General features: G+C 69.8%; 17 protein-coding genes and 1 pseudogene. 8 read left to right on the forward strand and 10 right to left on the reverse strand.

Annotated features, from left to right (window positions below; translation table 11 throughout):
- Nucleotides 1-53: 53 nt before the first annotated feature.
- Nucleotides 54-491, forward strand: a complete 438-nt coding sequence (locus ACFYWG_RS32755; protein WP_003974483.1) for a hypothetical protein — start codon at nucleotides 54-56, stop codon at nucleotides 489-491.
- 31 nt (nucleotides 492-522) lie between these two features.
- Here the strand turns inward: ACFYWG_RS32755 and ACFYWG_RS32760 are convergent.
- A pseudogene (locus ACFYWG_RS32760) lies at nucleotides 523-750 on the reverse strand (hypothetical protein); the annotation flags it as partial.
- Nucleotides 751-1,642: 892 nt separating this feature from the next.
- On the opposite strand from ACFYWG_RS32760, the gene ACFYWG_RS32765 reads away from it, so the two are divergent.
- Both ACFYWG_RS32765 and ACFYWG_RS32770 read left to right on the forward strand, forming a co-directional pair.
- Nucleotides 1,643-1,771, forward strand: coding sequence for a hypothetical protein (locus ACFYWG_RS32765; RefSeq protein ID WP_389204424.1), 129 nt, complete (start codon nucleotides 1,643-1,645; stop codon nucleotides 1,769-1,771).
- Nucleotides 1,768-2,172, forward strand: a complete 405-nt coding sequence (locus tag ACFYWG_RS32770; RefSeq protein WP_389204425.1) for a hypothetical protein — start codon at nucleotides 1,768-1,770, stop codon at nucleotides 2,170-2,172. The genes ACFYWG_RS32765 and ACFYWG_RS32770 overlap by 4 nt, the downstream gene beginning before the upstream one ends.
- A 269-nt stretch (nucleotides 2,173-2,441) precedes the next feature.
- On the opposite strand, the gene ACFYWG_RS32775 is transcribed toward ACFYWG_RS32770, so the two are convergent.
- The 7 genes from ACFYWG_RS32775 to ACFYWG_RS32805 all read right to left on the reverse strand — a co-directional run bounded on the left by ACFYWG_RS32775 (nucleotide 2,442) and on the right by ACFYWG_RS32805 (nucleotide 13,337).
- On the reverse strand, nucleotides 2,442-3,404 hold the full coding sequence (locus ACFYWG_RS32775) for a hypothetical protein (protein ID WP_389204426.1): 963 nt from the start codon (nucleotides 3,402-3,404) through the stop codon (nucleotides 2,442-2,444).
- A gap of 1 nt (nucleotide 3,405) precedes the next feature.
- A complete protein-coding gene (locus tag ACFYWG_RS32780) occupies nucleotides 3,406-7,908 on the reverse strand; it encodes an AAA domain-containing protein (protein ID WP_389204427.1) in 4,503 nt (1,500 codons plus the stop codon).
- Between the two features lie 207 nt (nucleotides 7,909-8,115).
- Nucleotides 8,116-8,880 (reverse strand): nuclease-related domain-containing protein, encoded by a 765-nt coding sequence (locus ACFYWG_RS32785; protein WP_389204428.1) that lies wholly within the window; start codon nucleotides 8,878-8,880, stop codon nucleotides 8,116-8,118.
- Nucleotides 8,881-9,346: 466 nt separating this feature from the next.
- Nucleotides 9,347-10,762: an ATP-binding protein gene (locus ACFYWG_RS32790; RefSeq protein ID WP_383509528.1), complete on the reverse strand. Its 1,416-nt coding sequence runs from the start codon at nucleotides 10,760-10,762 to the stop codon at nucleotides 9,347-9,349.
- On the reverse strand, nucleotides 10,763-11,491 hold the full coding sequence (locus ACFYWG_RS32795) for a response regulator transcription factor (RefSeq protein ID WP_389204429.1): 729 nt from the start codon (nucleotides 11,489-11,491) through the stop codon (nucleotides 10,763-10,765). It abuts the gene before it with no gap.
- 95 nt (nucleotides 11,492-11,586) lie between these two features.
- A complete protein-coding gene (locus tag ACFYWG_RS32800; RefSeq protein ID WP_389204430.1) occupies nucleotides 11,587-12,666 on the reverse strand; it encodes an LLM class flavin-dependent oxidoreductase in 1,080 nt (359 codons plus the stop codon).
- 65 nt (nucleotides 12,667-12,731) lie between these two features.
- Nucleotides 12,732-13,337 (reverse strand): TIGR03086 family metal-binding protein, encoded by a 606-nt coding sequence (locus tag ACFYWG_RS32805; protein WP_383509537.1) that lies wholly within the window; start codon nucleotides 13,335-13,337, stop codon nucleotides 12,732-12,734.
- A gap of 62 nt (nucleotides 13,338-13,399) precedes the next feature.
- On the opposite strand from ACFYWG_RS32805, the gene ACFYWG_RS32810 reads away from it, so the two are divergent.
- Nucleotides 13,400-14,224 (forward strand): DUF6597 domain-containing transcriptional factor, encoded by an 825-nt coding sequence (locus ACFYWG_RS32810; protein WP_389204431.1) that lies wholly within the window; start codon nucleotides 13,400-13,402, stop codon nucleotides 14,222-14,224.
- Nucleotides 14,225-14,294: 70 nt separating this feature from the next.
- Here ACFYWG_RS32810 and ACFYWG_RS32815 read toward each other — a convergent pair whose 3' ends face one another.
- Complete coding sequence (locus tag ACFYWG_RS32815; protein ID WP_389204432.1) at nucleotides 14,295-15,185, reverse strand: NADP-dependent oxidoreductase; 891 nt, start codon at nucleotides 15,183-15,185, stop codon at nucleotides 14,295-14,297.
- 124 nt (nucleotides 15,186-15,309) lie between these two features.
- Here ACFYWG_RS32815 and ACFYWG_RS32820 point away from each other — a divergent pair, with 124 nt between their 5' ends.
- The 3 genes from ACFYWG_RS32820 to ACFYWG_RS32830 all read left to right on the forward strand — a co-directional run bounded on the left by ACFYWG_RS32820 (nucleotide 15,310) and on the right by ACFYWG_RS32830 (nucleotide 17,066).
- Nucleotides 15,310-15,717, forward strand: coding sequence for a winged helix-turn-helix transcriptional regulator (locus tag ACFYWG_RS32820; protein WP_385419632.1), 408 nt, complete (start codon nucleotides 15,310-15,312; stop codon nucleotides 15,715-15,717).
- 57 nt (nucleotides 15,718-15,774) lie between these two features.
- Nucleotides 15,775-16,110 carry a YnfA family protein gene (locus ACFYWG_RS32825; RefSeq protein ID WP_385419635.1) on the forward strand — a complete coding sequence of 112 codons (336 nt, stop codon included), beginning with the start codon at nucleotides 15,775-15,777 and terminating at the stop codon, nucleotides 16,108-16,110.
- Between the two features lie 179 nt (nucleotides 16,111-16,289).
- The gene (locus tag ACFYWG_RS32830) at nucleotides 16,290-17,066 is read left to right on the forward strand and encodes an SDR family NAD(P)-dependent oxidoreductase (protein ID WP_383509553.1); all 777 of its coding nucleotides are present in this window, start codon (nucleotides 16,290-16,292) and stop codon (nucleotides 17,064-17,066) included.
- Nucleotides 17,067-17,072: 6 nt separating this feature from the next.
- Here ACFYWG_RS32830 and ACFYWG_RS32835 read toward each other — a convergent pair whose 3' ends face one another.
- Nucleotides 17,073-18,266: an RtcB family protein gene (locus tag ACFYWG_RS32835; protein ID WP_383509557.1), complete on the reverse strand. Its 1,194-nt coding sequence runs from the start codon at nucleotides 18,264-18,266 to the stop codon at nucleotides 17,073-17,075.
- 171 nt (nucleotides 18,267-18,437) lie between these two features.
- Between ACFYWG_RS32835 and ACFYWG_RS32840 the strand changes: the two genes are divergently transcribed.
- Nucleotides 18,438-19,256 (forward strand): DUF3558 domain-containing protein, encoded by an 819-nt coding sequence (locus tag ACFYWG_RS32840; protein WP_383509560.1) that lies wholly within the window; start codon nucleotides 18,438-18,440, stop codon nucleotides 19,254-19,256.
- Nucleotides 19,257-19,298 lie beyond the last annotated feature (42 nt).

A 19,298-nucleotide genomic window follows, 5' to 3' on the forward strand; every position in this document is an offset into this window, starting at 1 on the left:
GTACTGAACGCCAGGCGGACGATCTTCGGGCGGGGAGCAGGAATGGTGGTCGGGTGGGGGTGACGTACAAGTACTTCGGCGCGCCCGACGGTGCGACCGCGGCCCGTGTCCCGATCTCGATGCGTCCCGAGGAGCTCGGCGGCGACGAGCTCGGCATGAACGGCATGTTCACCAAGATCAAGCCGGAGACCATGGCCGCGATGGTGCTGACGGGCATCGAGGGTGTCCCCCTGCACAAGGTCCCGCCGCTGGAGCTGGTCGTGCTGCACCCCGACTACGCGGTGGTCAAGCTCCCCATGACGGTGGTCGACCCGCTGCGCGGCATCGGCGAGGAGGCGGTGGGGGCGGCGGCCTTCATCTGGTCCACGGTCCCGGACCGCGGCGGCCCCCGCGACGCGTTCAACGTCTACCAGCTGCTCCACGAGTGGCAGGACTTCTCGCACCGGCTGCACGAGGCGGGGCACCAGCCGTACTGCCTGGTGTGGCCCTGAGCTGGGGTTTCGTGAGGGTCGGGCGGGGTCTTCAGGCCTCGTTTTGGTACCGGACAGAGACCGTCAGGCGGCCAGGGCATATTGGTCTCGCTGGGGGCGCTGATGTGCCCTGGTTACCGGGCCGGTCGTCCCCGTCTTCTGCCTCGGCTTCCGTGAGAGCGTCGCCGATCGCCTTGCGGGTGGGGGTCTCGCTAGATGGCAGCAGGTGCATGTACGTCCGCAGCGTGAAAACCGGGTCCGAGTGGCTGGCGTACTCGGATTCCCGCCGGTCAGCCGCTCGGCCCAGTCAGCCCCCGTGGCCCACTGCTATTCGAGCCAGGCGCACGTGCTGAGTTTCGCGAACCCGTCAAGAACCTTGAGCTTTTGACGGTGATCCTCATCCAGAGAACCGCGAGGTCGGCGATGGCGTCGGGGTGCAGGCAGCCCTCTTGCGCGCGCCCGGGTCGCGTCGGCGTCGCTCACGTCGACAGGGCGACCGTGCTACTAACTGAGCTCGCTGAGCAGCGTCGGCCCGCGACCATCACGAGGTGGACAGCTGGGTCCTGCTCAGCCATTCCGGCTTCGACGAGGACCGGAAACTCGCGGCGGCCTGTCAGTTCCTGGACGTGGTCTTCGCCGGGCACTGCCACAGCGATCAGTACGGACCAGTCCGAGTCGACCGCACTCTGGTCGCCAAGGGTCGGGAGCTCGCCGACGGCTATGCGATCGCGGCACCCGTAGGCACGGGATGGGGTGCCGGCACTACATCCCAAATCGGGCCCCGAGCCGCATTCCCATGGAGCTTGCGGATCTGCGCTCCCTCATCGAAAACGTTAAGCAGCAGGTGGCCGCCCGGCTCGGCCCGATCAGTCCGGCGTACCGCCACCAGCCCCTCGACCGGCGCAGCCTGCTCATGGAGCTCACCGCCCGCCTGCGTACGGCCTCGGGGCAGACACGGTCATCCTCAACGAGACGGCCTCACGTGCCGTCCCGCTCGGCGGCACACTCACTAGGGCGACCTGCTCTCCATCGAGCCGTTCGCCAACCATCTGGTGCACGCCCTCGTACCTGAGCCGGCACGCAGCGACCTCCGTGGCCTGCCGTCAGATCTGACCGCCCAGTCCGGTTCGCTCGTCACGGCCCCATATCCCCTGCCGGACGCCATCACCACCGTGCTGACCACCGACTATCTTGCCGACACCTACCTCGGCGGATGCACACACGAGGCCGGCCTGCGCCTGGACCAGGCCGTCCAGCACGTCCTCACCGCTCCCGACACCGCGGAAGGAGACAGCGAATGATCCTCACAGGCCCGGAGATCACCGCTGCCGCTCACGACGGCCGCCTCCGCATCACCCCCGTTCGCCACCGACCAGGTCAGCCCCAACAGCTACAACGTGCGTCTGGGCCCCACCCTGATCACCTACACGAGCACGGTCCTGGACCCACACCGCCCGACCCCGCAAACGCAACCAGCATCGGCTCGAACGGGCACATCCTCCAGCCAGGCGATCTATACCTCAGCCACACCCTCGCAGAAGTCGGCTCCGACATCTTCGTGCCACTGCTGTTGGGTCGTTCCTCCGTCGGACGCCTCGGCCTGTTCGTCGAGATCACCGCCCCCATCGGCGACATCGGCTTCACGGCCAGTGGACTCTCATGCTCACCCCGATCCGACCACTGCGCGTTCACGAGGACATGAAGATCGGGCAGATCATGTTCTTCGTCTCGACCGGCGCCATCGACGTCTACGGCGCCAAGTAGCAGGCCGCCGCAGGACCGCAGCCCTCCACCTACTGCGAGACCTCGCCCGACTCCGGGCCGTGAACTTGTATTGACCCGATGTGTCAAAGCGGATTGCAGGCCACATCCCCGACGTCCACCCCCGGATCAGCTGCATCAACATCGCACACGCGATATCAGGGAGTATTTTCTCCGCGTTTCTCCCACGTTGGATCGAGCACCCGCGGTTCAAGTGCCTGCCGTTGTTCCCCCACCTGGACGGCGACGAGCGACAGAGGCCGGCGTTGGGCGTTGTACGGAGGCATTGGGATTGCGACCACGACCTCGTTCTATGGGCGCACGCGGAGTGGGCGGTACAGGAGGCGCTACCACCGTCGCCGCGAGATCGTTCAACGTGGCATTCACCACCGGCCAGCACATGTCGAGCGTGTCGCGGTTCGGGCTGTGTCCGGTCCGTTTCTCCGCCAGGGGATGGACGAGATTCCTGTAGTGCCGGACAAGCTCCGAGGCGAGTTTGGCATCGTGCTCGATCCATTTGTTCTCGTACGCGAAGTCGACGAAGTCATTCAGCCCCATGTTCCGCAACGGCTTCGGCATGCGTACGCCTGCGGCGCGGACCTGCGCGGCATGCGCGAGCACCCCCTCCAGGAGACTGCCGAGCATGATGACCGCCGACGTATAGGCGCCGTGCTCGTAGCAGGTGCGTGCCTCGTCCAGCCGAAGTTGGACGGTAGCGGCGAGTTCCGGGTCGCTCACCACCTCCGTCACGGAGACCTTCAACTCCACACGCGGCAACTGCCGCCGTACTTCGTCCTCGAAACCGGCTTCGCAGCGGACAAGGACCGGCTGGCCTTCTTCCTCGCCGATCCGGCGTCCGTCGAGCACTAGTATCTCGTTGAGCCGCTTCAGCGTGGCGTGGTACTCCTGCTGCTGGTTGTAGTACTCAAGGCGATTCACCAGGCGGAGGACGGCTCGCTGGGCATCGTCCGTACCGTCCTCCTGTCGCTCCCTGAGGAGATCCAAGGTCCACTTGTGCCTCGGTGTGCCGTCGTAGTCCGGGACGTCGTCCCAGCCCGCACGCTGGAAGAACGCGGCTATCTCGTACCCCTTCCGGTAAAGCAACGGCGTCTCGTCCCCGCAGATCAGGTGGGCAATCTCCGTCAGCGTGCTGTCGTCGAAGATCTCGTTCACATCAGACCCCCTCGAGAGAGACGGACGCATCCTCATCGAGCATGGCGTCGAGTTCATCGGTGGTGAGGTCGGCATCGTCCATCTCGATCGGGGCCCAAATGCTCCCCGAGTCGCCCCGGGCCTCCTCGGTAACTCCGGGCCGGATCCCCAGAGCGTCAAGGCGCTTCCACAACGGGGTCAGCGAATCCTCGGGAGACAGGGCGAACTCGCTGCTGCGTATACGCCAGAACTGCCAGCCTGCCCTGCGCAGTTCCCGCTCCCGCTCGTAGTCGTCACGGATCTGGTCAGGGGTGGAGTGATACGGGCTGCCGTCACACTCCACGGCGAGGCGGCCCGTCTCTCCAACGACGACGAGATCGATGCGTTTGCCGCTGACTTTCCACTGAGGGACGACGTGGTAGCCACGTTCCTTGATCCTGCGGAAGACCCGTTGCTCGAAGAGCGAGTCGAACGGCTCGCACTGCTCATCGGGTGAAACGGCGGAAAGGCCGGGAGAGGTGCCCTGAAGTTCCGGCGGCGCCTGCATATAGGTGAGCAGGGAGTGGCGCAGGTCCCTACTGCGCAGCTGGTCCGGTGTGACGGAGGTGAACAGCCACATCTGGTCGCGGGCCCGGCTGGCAGCCACGTTGAACCGTCTTCCGTCACCCTGGCCGGTCAGGGCCCGGGTGTTGTCGGCGTCGACGACCAGCGAGAGCAGGATGACGTCCCTTTCGTCCCCCTGGAACTGTTCGGCCGTGCCGACACGTATGTTGTGCCGCTCCTGGATCGTGGAGTCGATCTGCGTGTCGATAAGACTCTCCAAGAGCCTTGTCTGGTGTCCGGAACGGAGCACGATGACCCCGAAACTCCGTTTCGCATATGCTTCGTCCTCCGCGAGTTCCTGCAACTTGGCGACGATGCGTTCGGCCTCGGGCTTGTTGACCAGGGTCTCTCGCCGTCCCTCACAGTGACCTTCATGCACATGAACGACTTCGAGGGGCCGCAGTCGGTCCGCTCCGTACTGCCGCAGCGGCACGAGTTCGTTGTCGGGATAGAACTGGGCGGAGGACCACTTGATGATCTCCGGCATGCACCGGAAGTGCTCGGTGAGCCTGATCGTCTCGCTGAAGCGCGCAGACAGCAGGTCGTAGAGGTTGGACTTGGGGCTGAGCCCGTCCCGCTGCCAGTCGGTGAGATGGGGCAGGAGTGAGTCGAGAAGTTCGTTGAGCCGCTCATGCTTGCCGCCTGTGTAAAACGGGACACACTGCTTGTCGTCACCCACGACGATGATCCTCGGAGCGAGCCACAGCAGCATCAGACCGTCCAGACCGACCTGGCTCGCCTCATCCACAATGACGACGTCGAAGGCGTCCGGCTCGGGATCGATCATTTCGGCCACCTGTTTGATCGGCATGACCCATGCCGGGACCGCGGCACGCGCGTCACGCATCGCGGAACGGGCGGCCTTCAGGTGCCGCTTGCCGAGTGCCGTCATTCCCTTGCCTGCGTTCGCCGTGGCCGACGCGTAGGCACTCAGCGCCTGTTTCTGTCCGGCCGTCATCCGGTCCAGGCAGTGATACAGCGCTCGGTCGGCCGCTAGTTGAGTCACCGTTCTCCTCAACTGCGTTTCGATTGACTCCAATTCGCCTTCTAGCTTGGCTTCCCTGCCAGGTGTCAGCATCGTGTCCTGAAAGGTACGCGCTCGCCGCCATGCCCAGGCCCCATCCAGGTCTACAAGGCGGGTCTCCCATGCCGCTTCGATCGGGGACTCGGCGAAGCGCCGTGCCAGTTCGGGGTGGTCCTCGGACAGGCGATCCAGGAGTTTGCGGGCCTCCCGGCGATCAGCCTCACGGTGGAATGCCTCGGTCAGCGAATCGATGGCGGACGTGTACGCCTGCGGATCACGGTCGGTGACAGCCCGATGTACCTCTGCCAGTTCGGCCACTCCGCGGGCATCGGGTCGCGGCAGCTGCTCGGAGATGGACCGCAGCCTCTCCTCCGCCTCACGGGCACGGAGCAGCCGTTCCGCACCGTTCGCCGACGTACGCACGTCGTCCCACTGTTGTGCCGTCCGCACCGTGGCCTTGATCCGGGCCTTAAGTAGGACTTCGTGCAGCGTACGCACGGATTGGGTGAACCCGTCCACCGCGCGGAGCGTCGGCACCCGGTCCAGCAGCTCCGACAGAGCCACCTGCGTGGAGCCTTCGGCCTCGGGCGCGTCGACGCTCTTCCAGCGCTCGTTCAGCTGCCGAACGCACTGTCGTGCCGCCAGATGAGCCACCAACGCGGAGATCTCGTCCGGTGTGCTGGGCAGCCTCCCATCCACCCGGCAGTCCCGCAGAAGGGCTTGGGCCTCCTTCTGGACCGGCCTCGGGGCGAACTTGCGCAGCTTGCCACCTGCACGCAAGTACTGTTCGAGATCCTTCCCGGCGGCGATGAGACGTGATTCCTCGGCAAGCGCTACGTCGGGTACGTCGAGCACGGCGAAGAGCATGTGCTGAAGCACGCTTTGCACGTCCTCGGCACGAGCGGACGCCTGCCGCACTCCCTCCCACAGCTGCTGCCGCCGGCCTGCCATTCCGTCCTGCAAGGCGCGCGTGGTCCACTCCTCGGGCGGCCAGGCGGCAGGGTCACCCGGCAGTCCCTCGCTCTGCAGCGCGTGTTCCGCTGCGTCCAGCAGACCGATCAGTGTCGCGATCAGCTCATCTCCGCGGTCTGCGAGTTCGAGGGCAAGTGTGTCGGACGCCGCCGCAGCACAGACACGTACAGCAGCGTTCAGGCCGTTGACCGCTTCTTCGAACAGCACGGGTGCGATGAAATCTGCGGGGTCCGGGCAGCGGGCGGCATGCTCGCCCAGTACTCCGGCCCCGTGCCGGGACACCAGACCCAGCAGGCGCTGGGCCTCGTCCTGGCTCAGCGAAGGTTCTCGCGGTGCCGAGGCGGGCAGGGCGGGCATCCAGTCGTACTTCGGTGCACCGGCAGCTACGGTCTCCACGATCTCCGCGAGCCGCCCCTTGTATCCGGGCGCCACCTCGAGGTGTTTGTACCACTCCGCCTCACGGATGGCGCGCAGTTCGTTACGGAGGCGTGCGCAGGTGTCCGACAGTTCCGAGCGCAGCGCCTCATGGCTCTTGATCCTTACGTCGAGACGCTCCGTCGACTGGGTGGCACTGAGCTGGGAAAGAGCGCGCACGGACTGTTCCAGGTCGTCGCTGCCGTCCTGGCGCCTGTCGCCCTGGAGGACGCACAGGTTGCGCAGCTCGGGCGGCAGTTGCTGCCGCAGGACCTTCAGCGCTTGGCCCTTCTCACTCGTCACGAGCACCCGCTTGCCGTCTGCCAGCAAGGCGCACACGAGGTTGGCGATGGTGTGCGTCTTTCCCGTGCCGGGCGGCCCCTGAACGACAACGCCAGTATCGGTCTGTAGGCGCCTCATCACCTCCCGCTGGGCTTCGTTCGACAGCAGCGGAAACAGCGGGTCAGGGCCAAGGGCGGGCGGCACGTAACGGCTCCCCGCCGCCGTACCCCACACCCTGCGGTCCTCCGCTTCCAGCTGGTACAGCAGCTGAGCCAAGCCCAGCGGAGCGATGGCACCGGGCTGAGCGAGGCGGTTCGCGATGCCGTCGTAGAAGTTCACGAGGGCACCCTGGCCCCTCTGGCGGAGAATGATCGCCGGCGCGAACCCAAGTGTGGGCACCGGCAGCGCGAGGTCTGCGGATGGGCGGCCCCAGCCACGGTGGAACGCCACCGCGCGATCGGTGCCGAACGCCCTCTCCGACCAGTCGCCGAGCACGTCCTGGGAGTCACGGGACAGCGGATGGAATCCTTCCGTATCGACACGGTCCCGCAGCGGGCTCAGCAGACGGGTGCTGTAGCCCGCGTCCGCGTCGAGAAACTCGCTGTCCTCCATCCGCGCCGGGTCGCCGGGGGCGAGGGCGACGGTGATGGACATGTTCGTGGGATTCACGGTGAGTATCAGCGGCGCCGTCAAAATGTGCCGGGCGATGCGCGCCGACGGACGTGCGGCTCCGACGGTCAGCAATCCGGCGCCCAGTACCGCCTCGTATTCCTCGCCGTCCTGCTGAATCCTGGTCGCCATTCGGTACAGCTGCTGATGGAGTTCCCTATAAGGACGGTCGATGCGCTCTTTCTCCGACCACTTGCGCCACGCGTCGAGCCACCGTGTGTAGGCGCGTAGCACATCGTGCGCTTCCTCCCGACGAATCTCGGAAACTTCGAACAGGTCTCCGTTGTCGTCTTCTTGCCAACCCTGCCCCGGTCCCGATTCGGCCAGCGGTGGCACTTCGGGCGATGCGGTGGCGGCGGCTTCGGGATCGACCCATCCCACCAGCACCTCGGGCAGGATAGGAGCCGGTCGGGACGGGCGGTGCGCCACCTTAAGCAGCGTCCGGTCGCCATCCGGGTTCCGCCGGAGCCTGTCGTCCGGAAGGTCGGAAAGCCAGAGGACCTCCGGGTATTTCTGCCAATCCCGCACCGGCTTGTACGACCCGCGAACGAATTCGCGCATGTATTCGATAAGTTGGCGCGTGCGGTGGACCGCCTCCGGATGGTTCGCACGGAGTGCAGAGTGAAGAGACACCTATCCCCCCAGATCATGGCTCAACGGAAAGCCTTCCAGGATGTGGGAGAGAAGCGCGGCCTTCAACAGGGACCGGCGAGTAATGACGTAAACCAGCCACATTCCGCAATAATTGGCTGTAACCCAGCCAACCGTTCAGGGGCGAACCCACGTGCGGCGATCACGTGCCGCCATGTACACCAACTCGACCTTGTCCGGTCCCCAGCCAGCCTTGAGGCGCTTGAACGTCGCGATGTCGCGCTCCTGAAGGACACGCACGTCGCGAAGCGACGGCACGACCTGCAGCTCTGCCACCGCAACGAAGGCAAGCACCGGCTGAACCTCGACGGAAAAGCCACACGCACGCGTCAGCGCGCTCGATGCCCGACGCGCCTCGGCTCGACTCTTCCGCACGTAGGGGTACGACTGGCCGCCTATCCGAACCGAGTCGTCGCCCACCCACACACGCGCACCGCGGTGGCACTTCGTGTTGACACAAAAGGCTCCGCCCGGACCGATCAGGACGTGGTCGATGTCGGCATCGCCTGCCAGGGGTATGGAATGCAGTACTCGCCAGCCTCGCCACGCCAGCCTCTCCAACTCCACCCCCACCCGGCGCTCACCGGCCAGTCCGGTGCGCCAGCTGTCCACCTCCAGACGCCTACCGGACATCCTGGCCAACACCCACCGCCAGAAGCCGGGTGCCAGTTCGTCCACCTTCGTCTGCAGCGCGTCTCCTGGGCGGTTGCCCGCAAGGTCGTTTCCAGAGCGCAGTGCCTTGTGCACTACCGGCAAAGAAGAAGTAGCAAGGTAGGGAGCAAGGGCGTCGAGTACCGCGTCCCGCTGCTCCTCGACCAGAAGCTCCAGAGACCCCGTGCGGCGGTCGAGCCAGGCGACCTTCGTGCCGTCCGGCTGATTCACGTAGAGACGGTCATGTCCATAACGCTTCCACACAGAGACCCGTAATCCGCTCACGCGTCCCCCGTTTCGCATCCCACCAAGACCAATGACCATGTGACCAGGGTCAGAAGCAGTGAGCAAGACGCCCTCATGTATGCGCCGGGCAGGCGTGCGCTTCCCAGCCCACTCGGCAGCCAGGACAGGGCACATCCCGGGCACATGAGCCCGGGAAGTGGCGTTGATCCGTGAGAACTACCGAGAGGAGTTCCCGCAGGCAACGCACATATGACCAAGAAGCCCCAGGTCAGCACCGCCCCCCTCCCACTCGCTCCACGAGTGGCAGGACTTCTCGCACCGGCTGCACGAGGCGGGGCACCAGCCGTACTGCCTGGTGTGGCCCTGAGCCGACGCTTCCGCGGGAGCGCCGGGCGCTGTCGGTCCCCCCGGGGCCACGCGCCTGCGGCCGTCCGGTCGCCGGGCGGGCCGGTCAGGCGCCGCCGCCCACGGTGAAGCCGATCACCGTCCCGCCCCCTTCCCGGCCGTACGCGAACGGCGCGCCGCCGTGGGCGAGCGCCACCTCGCGCACGATGGACAGGCCCAGCCCCGAGCCCGGCAGGGAACGGGCGTCGGCGGCCCGGTAGAAGCGGTCGAAGACCCGGTCGAGGTCCCGGTCGGCGATGCCGGGGCCGCGGTCCAGGACCTCGACGCGGATCGTGCCGGGCCGGGCCGGCCCGGAGACGACGATCTCGACCGGGTGCCTGCCGCCCTGGTCGAACTTCAGGGCGTTCTCCACCAGGTTGGACAGCGCCCGGGTCAGCATGCCGGGGCGCCCGTCGGTGCTCGTGTCGCCGCTCACCCGCAACGCGATCTCCCGGCCGCTGCGGCGCCGGGCGTGCCCGGCCACCTCCTCCGCGATGCCGGCGACGTCCACGCGCCGGGGCGGCTCGGTGTCGGACTGCCCGGCGGCCAGGTCGACCAGCTCGTTGACCAGGTCGGTCAGCTCGCGGGCCTCCTGGCCCAGATCGGCCACGAGTTCCTCGCGGGCCTGCGGCGGCAGTTCGTCGATCCGGCGCAGCAGGGAGATGTTCGTGCGCAGCGACGTCAGCGGCGTGCGCAGTTCGTGGCCCGCGTCCTGCACCAGGCGGCGCTGGTCCTCCTCCGACTGGGCGAGCCGGCCCAGCATGCGGTCGAAGGCCCGGCCCAGCCGGCCCACCTCGTCGTTCCCGGCCACGGGCACCTGGACGCCCAGGCGGCGGGTGCGGGCGACGTCCTCGGCGGCGTCGGTCAGCACGACCAGCCGGCGGGTGATGCGCCGGGCCAGCCACCAGCCGAACAGCCCGGCGCCGACCACGACGGCGGCCACCAGCAGCAGGGTCCGCTGCTGGAGCACCCGCAGCAGGTCCTCGACGTCGCTGAACTCCTGCGCGATCTGCACCGCGCCCCGCCCGCCGCCGAGCGAGACGGTCGCGACGCGGTAGACGTCGTCGCCGACGTCGACGTCCCGGTGCTGGGCGACCTGCCCGGAGTCCCGCGCCCCCGCGATCCGCACATCGGTGCCGGTGACCGGCAGGCCCGGGCTGCCCCGGTCCACGACGCGCCCGTCCGGGCCGAGCACCTGCACGTCCGTGCGGGCGGGCCGCACCAGGTCGTGCCCGGGCGCGGCGGAGGAGAAGTCGGCGGGGGCCATGCGGTTCTGGCGCACCTCGTCGCGCAGGTCCTGCACGACCTCGTCGAACACCGTCTGCTGGTCCACCCGCACCAGCCGGGCCGCCGCGCTGTAGGACAGGATGCCGACCAGGATCGTGACGGCCGCCGTCACCACCGCGAACGACACGGCCAGGGTGGTGCGCAGCGAGACCAGTTTCGGCCGGCGTGCGGCGACCAGCCTGCCGAGGCGGCCCACTCAGTCCTCCCGCAGCACGTAACCCACACCCCGCACCGTGTGGATCAGTTGCGGCGCGTCCGGCTCGTCGAGCTTGCGGCGCAGGTAGCCGACGTAGACGGCGAGGTTCTTGGAGCCGGGGCCGAAGTCGTAGCCCCAGATGCGGTCGTAGATCGTGGAGTGGTCGAGGACGATGTCCGCGTTGCGCACCAGCAGTTCCAGCAGCTCGAACTCGGTGCGGGTGAGCTCCAGTTCGCGGGTGCCGCGCCAGGCCCGGCGCGCCTGCGGGTCCATGCGGAGGCCGGCCGCCTCGAGGAACCGGTCGGGCTCCGGCCGGGGCGCCTCGGCGGGCGGGGCCGCGCCGCCCCCGGCCGCCTCCACCGGGCTGGTGCGGCGCAGCAGGGCGCGCAGCCGGGCGAAGACCTCCTCGACGTCGAAGGGCTTGACCACGTAGTCGTCGGCGCCCGCGTCGAGACCGGCGATGCGGTCCGCGGTCTCCACGAGGGCGGTCAGCATCAGCACCGGCGTGCGGTCGCCCTCGGCGCGCAGCACCCGGCACACCTGCAGCCCGTCGATGCCGGGCATCATCACGTCCAGGACGAGGACGTCGGGGCGGTTGCGGTGGGCCTGCGCCAGCGCCTCGACGCCGTCGGCGACCGCCACGACCCGGTACCCCTCCAGGGTCAGGGCGCGCTCCAGGGCGTTGCGGATGGCGCGGTCGTCTTCGGCGAGCAGCACGGTGTGGGACACGCGGTCCAGTGTGCCAAGCCGCACGGTCCCCGGGACGGCGGGCAGCGGGCCGGAGGGTCCTTCTTACTGCCCTCTCACCGGGGACCGCCGCCCGTTCAGCCGCGGGAGCCGGCGGCCAGCCGGGAGGCGTGCGTCGGGGCGTCCGGGACGTCCGCCGGGCGGTCCACGGCGAACTCCTTGCGCAGCACCGGCACGACCTCCTCGCCGAGGATGTCGATCTGCTCCAGCACCGTCTTCAGCGGCAGTCCGGCGTGGTCGACGAGGAACAGCTGGCGCTGGTAGTCCCCGGCGTAGTCGCGGAAGGCCAGGGTCTTCTCGATCACCTGCTGCGGGGAGCCCACCGTCAGCGGCGTCTGGTCCTGGAAGTCCTCCAGCGAGGGCCCGTGCCCGTACACCGGCGCGACGTCGAAGTAGGGGCGGAACTCGCGCACCGCGTCCTGCGAGTTCTTCCGCATGAACACGTGCCCGCCGAGGCCGACGATCGCCTGCTCGGGGGTGCCGTGCCCGTAGTGCGCCCAGCGCTCCCGGTACAGCTCGACCATGCGCCGGGTGTGGTCGGCCGGCCAGAAGATGTTGTTGTGGAAGAAGCCGTCGCCGTAGTACGCGGCCTGCTCGGCGATCTCGGGCGAGCGGATCGAGCCGTGCCAGACGAAGGGGGCCACGCCGTCCAGCGGGCGCGGCGTCGCGGTGAAGCCCTGCAGGGGCGTGCGGAACCTGCCCTCCCAGTCGACGTCCTCCTCCCGCCACAGCCGGTGCAGCAGGGCGTAGTTCTCCAGCGCGAGCGGGATGCCCTGGCGTATGTCCTGGCCGAACCAGGGGTAGACCGGGGCGGTGTTGCCGCGGCCCAGCATGAGGTCGACCCGGCCGTCGGCCAGGTGCTGGAGCATCGCGAAGTCCTCGGCGATCTTCACCGGGTCGTTGGTGGTGATGAGGGTGGTGGCCGTGGACAGGACCAGCCGCTCGGTGCGGGCGGCGATGTAGCCGAGCATGGTGGTGGGCGAGGACGGCACGAACGGCGGGTTGTGGTGCTCGCCGGTCGCGAAGACGTCGAGCCCGGCCTCCTCGGCCTTCAGCGCGATCGCGACCATGGCCTTGATCCGCTCGCGCTCGGTCGGCGTCCGGCCGGTCGTCGGGTCGGGCGTGACGTCGCCGACGCTGAAGATCCCGAACTGCATGGTCGCTCACCCTCCAGGTTGTTTACGGTTCAACTATAACCTGGTGAACGGCCACCCACCGGGGCCTATTCCCCGCGCACCGGTTCCCCGGCCGGGGCCCTGCCCGTCTGCGCGAGCAGCCGCTCGAAGGCCGACGCGCCCTCCGGCACCGGCACCGGCTCCCCGAACACCCCCATCCTCCGGCCCGTCGGCGCCAGTTCCGCCACCGCGCCGGACAGCTCCGCCACGACCGCGCCGTCGGCCCCCGGGTATTCCTGGCCCGTCGCCCGCGCCAGGTCCCAGGCGTGCACGGTCAGGTCCAGCAGGGCCATCGAGCCCACCAGCCGCGCCGGCATGCCCATCGCCCCGGTCGTCCCCTCCTCGGCCCCGGGCGCGGACCAGGCCGCCACCAGCCGGTCCGCCTCCCGCACCAGCCGCTCCCGCCAGTCGGGCCCCTCGGCCACCACGTCGGCCGCCGTACCGAAGTCCGCCTCCTGCTTCGCGGCCAGCCGCTGGAACTGCACGACCACCTGGAACAGGTGGTTCACCAGCCCCCGCACGTCGTACTCGGCGCACGGCGTCGCAGCCCCCAGCGCCGAGTCCTCGATGCCCCGCACCACCGGCACCGCCCGCTCCCGGGCCAGCCCCAGCAGCTCACCGATCCCCTGCGTCCGACTCGCGTTCGTCTCCATGCCCCGACCGTAGCCAGGCCCGGGTCCGCCCCTCTTGAACAAACGCGACGTACGATCCGGCCATGGAGGCACCCCGCGACGACACCCGGGGGATCGTCGATCCGCCCGGCCTGCTGGACCGCGTGCGATTCCGCCGCCACGAGCCCGCTCCCCCGCTGCGGCGGTACGTCGAGTGGTACTGGCTCATCGACTGGGACCTGCCCGCCCCCTACGCCTCCCACATCGTCCCGCACCCCTCCGTCAACCTCACCTTCCAGTGGGACGAGGAGGACGGCCCCCCGTACGCCGAGGTCACCGGCGTCGCCCTCGGCCTGTACACCAGGAAGCTGAGCGGGCCGGGCCGCGTCTGCGGGGTCAAGTTCCGTCCCGGCGGGTTCCGGCCGCACGCCCCCGGCCACCCCGTCTCCCGCTGGACCGGCCGCGCGCTGCCCGCCCACGAGGTGCTCCCCGAGGCCACCGGCGACACCGCCCGGCGGATCGCCACCGCCGGCGGGGACCGCGCCCGGGTGGCCGCCCTGGACGACTTCCTGCTGTCCCGGCCGTGCGCCCCGGACGCGCAGGCCGACCTGGCGGTCGACCTGGTCCGGCGGATCCGCGCCGACCGCACCCTGCGCCGGGTCGGCGACCTCGCCCGCGACCGGGGCCTGTCGGTACGGGCCCTGCAACGGCTCTTCTCGGCGTACGTGGGGGTCAGCCCCAAGTGGGTCGTCCTCCGCTACCGCTTCCACGAGGCCCTGGAACAGGCCGGCACCCGCACCGACATCGACTGGGCGGCCCTCGCCGCCGACCTCGGCTACGCCGACCAGGCCCACCTCGTACGGGACTTCACGGCGACGGTGGGCGTACCGCCGACGGTGTACGCGGCCGAGGTGCGGGGCGCGCGCTGAGGCCGCGGCGGCCCGGCGAGCCCGCACCGGCACACCGGTTCACCAGGGCCGGGCGCGCGCACGCCAGGGGTCAGGGCACGAGCACCAGGCGGCCCCGTACGCCGCCCCCGTCCAGCCGGGCGTGCGCCTTGGCGGCGTCCTCCAGGGCGTAGGTCTCCGCCACGCGCGTGGTCAGCACACCCTCGTCCACCAGCCGCACCAGCTCCGCCAGCCGCGCCCCGTCGGCGCTCACCTCCACCGCCCCGGTCCGCACTCCCCGCACCGGGGCGGGCTCGGCCTGCGGGATGACACCGACGTAACGCCCCCCGTCGCGCACCCGGGCCAGGGCCGGCTCACCCAGCACGGCGGCGTCCAGCACCGCGTCGAACCCGCCGTCCTCCGCGTCGCCGTCGAGGAAGCGCACGGCCCCGAGGGACCGCACGAACGCCTCGTCGCTCCGCCGCGCCAGCCCGGTGACCGGCACTCCGCGGTGCGCGGCCAGCCGGACCGCGTACCCGCCGACCGCGCCCGCCGCTCCCGTCACCAGCAGCGACCGGTCCGGGGCCGGCTCCAGCAGATCCAGGGCCTGCGCGGCGGTCAGCGCGTTCAGCGGCAGGGTCGCCGCGTGGACCGCGTCCACCGAGGAGGGCGCCAGGGCCACCGCGTCCGCGTCGACCACGACGTACTCGGCGTGGGTGCCCAGCGGCTTGACCGTGCCGTAGTGGAGGGCCACCACCTCGTCCCCGACACTCCACGCACCGTCCGTGCCCACCGCGTCCACCGTCCCGGCGACGTCCCAGCCGAGCCCGATCCGCTCGCCGGCGCCCCCGAACACCCCGGCCCGCACCCCCGCGTCCACGGGGTTCAGCGCGGCCGCCGCGACCTTGATCCGCACCTGCCGCGCACCGGGCTCGGGCACCGCGGTCTCCACGACCTCCACGGCCTCCGGCCCACCGGACGAGTTCACCACAACTGCACGCACAGCGACTCCCCTTGGCTTGTCGGTATCCGGGATCCCTCCCGATCACTGACCGCAACCCTAGGAAGAGTTACTATCCCTCGGTAAGTAGTTACCTGGGAGTGCGTACCTACCTCGGAGGTGAGCCATGGCGACCATGTCGGCGGCCCAGCGGCGCGAGCAGGCCCGCGTCGAGTACGACGCCTTCCTCCGGAGCTGCCCGACCAACCAGCTCCTGGACCGCATCAGCGACAAGTGGGTCAGCCTCGTCGTCTCCGCCCTCGCCCCGGGCCCCCTGCGCTACAGCGACCTCGGCCGCAGGATCGCCGGCGTCAGCCCCAAGATGCTCACGCAGACACTGCGCTCGCTGGAGCGCGACGGCATCCTCACCCGTACCGTCACCCCGTCCGTCCCGGTCCGCGTCGACTACGAACTCACGCCGCTCGGCCAGAACCTGGCCCTGCTGCTGACCGCGGTGAAGGACTGGGCGGAGAACCACTTCGACGAGGTCAGGACGGCCCGCGAGCGCTACGACGCCGAGAACCCCGGCGACTGACCGCCGAACCCGCGACGTCCGCCGGCCGGCGAGGCCGGCCGTGCGAAGCTGACCGCCATGTCCGTGCTCCGCTCCGCCGCCCTGTTCGTCCTCGCGGCCCTCCTGGAGATCGGCGGCGCCTGGCTCGTCTGGCAGGGCGTACGCGAACACAGGGGCTGGCTCTGGGCGGCCGGCGGCGTCCTCGCCCTCGGCGCCTACGGTTTCGTCGCGACGTTCCAGCCCGACGCCCCCTTCGGCCGCGTCCTCGCCGCGTACGGCGGCATCTTCGTCGCCGGCTCGATCCTGTGGGGCGTCGTCGCGGACGGCTACCGCCCGGACCGCTGGGACATCACGGGCGCGCTGGTCTGCCTGGCCGGCATGGCCCTCATCATGTACGCCCCCCGGGGCGGCTGACCCGCAGGCAACCGACCCGGAGGCGAACGCCCCGGAGCCCGCAGACGCCCGGGCTCCCGGCCGGGCCCGCCCACCCCTCGATCACCCGCGCTCCCCGCCGGGGGCCCCGCCTATCCTGGCCCCAGGTCCGCCCGTCCGCCGGACCTCGTCACCCGCCGCACCCCGCCCGAGGAGCACCCATGGCCACCGCCGCCCCGTCCGCCGCCTCCCGCATCGCCGTCGTCACGGGTGCGAGCAGCGGCATCGGCGCCGCCACGGCCCGGCAGCTCGCCGCCGCGGGCTACCGCGTCGTCCTGACCGCGCGCCGCAAGGACCGCATCGAGGCCCTGGCCGAGGAGATCGGCAAGGCGGGACACCAGGCCACGGCCTACCCCCTCGACGTCACCGACCGCGCCGCCGTGGACGAGTTCGCCACCGCCTTCAGGACGATCGGCGTCCTGGTCAACAACGCGGGCGGAGCGCTCGGCGCCGACCCGGTCGCCACCGGCGACCCGGCCGACTGGCGCCGGATGTACGAGACCAACGTCATCGGCACCCTCAACCTCACCCAGGCACTGCTGCCCAAGCTGGTCGAGAGCGGCGACGGCACGGTCGTGGTCGTCTCCTCCACCGCCGGCCACGGCACCTACGAGGGCGGCGGGGGCTACGTCGCCGCCAAGCACGGCGCGCACGTCCTGGCCGAGACCCTGCGTCTGGAGATCGTCGGCCAGCCGGTCCGCGTCATCGAGATCGCCCCCGGCATGGTCAGGACGGAGGAGTTCGCCCTGACCCGCTTCGGCGGCGACAAGGAGAAGGCGGACAAGGTCTACCAGGGCGTGGCCGAGCCCCTCACCGCCGACGACGTGGCCGAGACGATCACCTGGGCGGTCACCCGCCCCGCCCACGTCAACGTCGACCTCCTGGTCCTCCGCCCCCGCGCCCAGGCCTCCAACACCAAGGTGCACCGGGAGGCGTAGGGCCGGTCAGCCCTTCACGCAGACGACCTGCTTGAGCTTGGCCACGACCTCGACCAGGTCCCGCTGCTGGTCGATGACCCGCTCGATCGGCTTGTAGGCGCCGGGGATCTCGTCGACGACTCCGGAGTCCTTGCGGCACTCCACGCCCCGGGTCTGCTGCTCCAGGTCCTTCGTCGTGAACCGGCGCTTGGCCGCCGTCCGGCTCATGCGCCGACCCGCGCCGTGCGAAGCGGAGTTGAAGGACTTCGCGTTGCCGAGGCCCTTCACGATGTACGAACCCGTGCCCATGGAGCCCGGGATGATCCCGTACTCGCCGGAGCCGGCCCGGATCGCGCCCTTGCGGGTCACGAGCAGGTCCATCCCGTCGTAGCGCTCCTCGGCCACGTAGTTGTGGTGCGCGCTGATCTCCGGCTCGAAGACGGGCTTCGCCTTCCTGAACTCCGTGCGGACCACGTCCTTCAGGAGCGCCATCATGATCGAGCGGTTGTACTTCGCGTACTCCTGCGCCCAGAACAGGTCGTTGCGGTACGCCGCCATCTGCGGGGTGTCCGCGACGAAGACGGCGAGGTCGCGGTCGACCAGGCCCTGGTTGTGCGGGAGGCCCCGGGCCACGCCGATGTGGTGCTCGGCCAGTTCCTTGCCGATGTTCCGGGAACCGGAGTGCAGCATCAGCCAGACGGAACCGGTCGTATCCGTGCATACCTCAACAAAGTGGTTTCCGCTTCCGAGCGTTCCCATCTGCTTTCCGGCGCGCTCATGACGGAACTTGACCGCTTCCGCCACCCCCTCGAACCGGCCCCAGAAGTCGTCCCAGCCGCCGGTGGCCATGCCGTGGAAGCGGCCCGGGTCGACCGGGTCGTCGTGCATTCCCCGGCCCACCGGGATGGCCTGCTCGATCTTCGAGCGCAGCCGCGACAGGTCGTCCGGGAGGTCATCGGCCGTCAGGGACGTCCGCACCGCCGACATGCCGCAGCCGATGTCCACACCGACCGCCGCCGGGCACACCGCGCCCTGCATGGCGATGACCGAACCGACCGTCGCGCCCTTGCCGTAGTGCACGTCCGGCATGACGGCCAGGCCCTTGATCCACGGCAGCGTCGCGACGTTGCGGAGCTGCTGGAGCGCCGAGTCCTCGACCGTGGCCGGGTCGGTCCACATCCGGATCGGCACCTTCGCCCCCGGCATCTCCACGTACGACATATCGTCCCCAATCCCCCGTAAACCAACAGAAGTCCTACAGCGCAAATACCGGAGCCAAGGTCGACGAAAGGGAAATCGGACCGGCGTCCACGGCAGCGCGTGCGATACACATTGTGTTCATCGCCCGCCCCACGGCGGCAAGGCAATATCCGTCTCGAGAGGAGCCACCACGTGCAACGGAAGGCCTGGGCGCCCGCTGTCGCCGCGCTCCTCGCGGCGCTGCTGGCCGGCTGCACCGGTGGTTCCGGCGACGGAGGCACCACGGACGACTCCAACCCGGGCTCCGCCGGCACCGCGTCGGCCGCCGCCGAGCCCGGCCGGTACCGCAGCCTCCCCGAGCCCTGCGACGCTCCCGGCCGGAGCACGCTGGACGAACTCCTGCCCGGGATCCGGCAGATCGGCGACGAGGAGCAGCGCGAGCGGGCCTACGACGGCGCCGCGACGAGCACGTTCGACACGGACCGCCGGGTCGGCTGCCGCTGGAAGGTGGACGCCCCGGACGCCACGAACCACCTGCTGATCGACTTCGAGCGGGTCGTGTCCTACGACACCGCCGTCAGCGACGACAGCCAGGCGGAGCAGTTGTTCGGGGAGAAGGAGGCGGCGGCGCACCTGCCCGAGCCGGTCACGACCGAGTCGGCGTCCGCGAGCGGCTCCCCGTCCGGCGACGCGTCCGGCAGCCCGAGCGGCTCCGCGTCGCCGTCCGGCTCCGCGTCGCCGTCGGCGACCGGGTCGGCGGGGCCGGCCGAGCTGCGTCCGCGCGTGCTGGAGGATCTGGGTGACGAGGCGTTCCTCGACGACGAGCTGAGCAGCTCCGGTTCGACGGCCGAGCAGCGGACGGTGACTGTGGCGTTCCGCACGTCCAACGTCATCGTGACCGTCGAGTACGCGGAGCAGCCGGCGGCGGTCGGTGTCGTGCCGGACAGTGAGGAAATGCAGGACAGGGCGCAGAAACTGGCCCTGCAACTGGCCGATTCGCTGGGCGACTGAGGCCGTTCAACGGTGTCTTCACGCGGGGTCCGCGCGTGCGCG

The sequence above is a fragment of the Streptomyces sp. NPDC003456 genome (genome assembly GCF_042878735.1).
Lineage (GTDB): Bacteria > Actinomycetota > Actinomycetes > Streptomycetales > Streptomycetaceae > Streptomyces.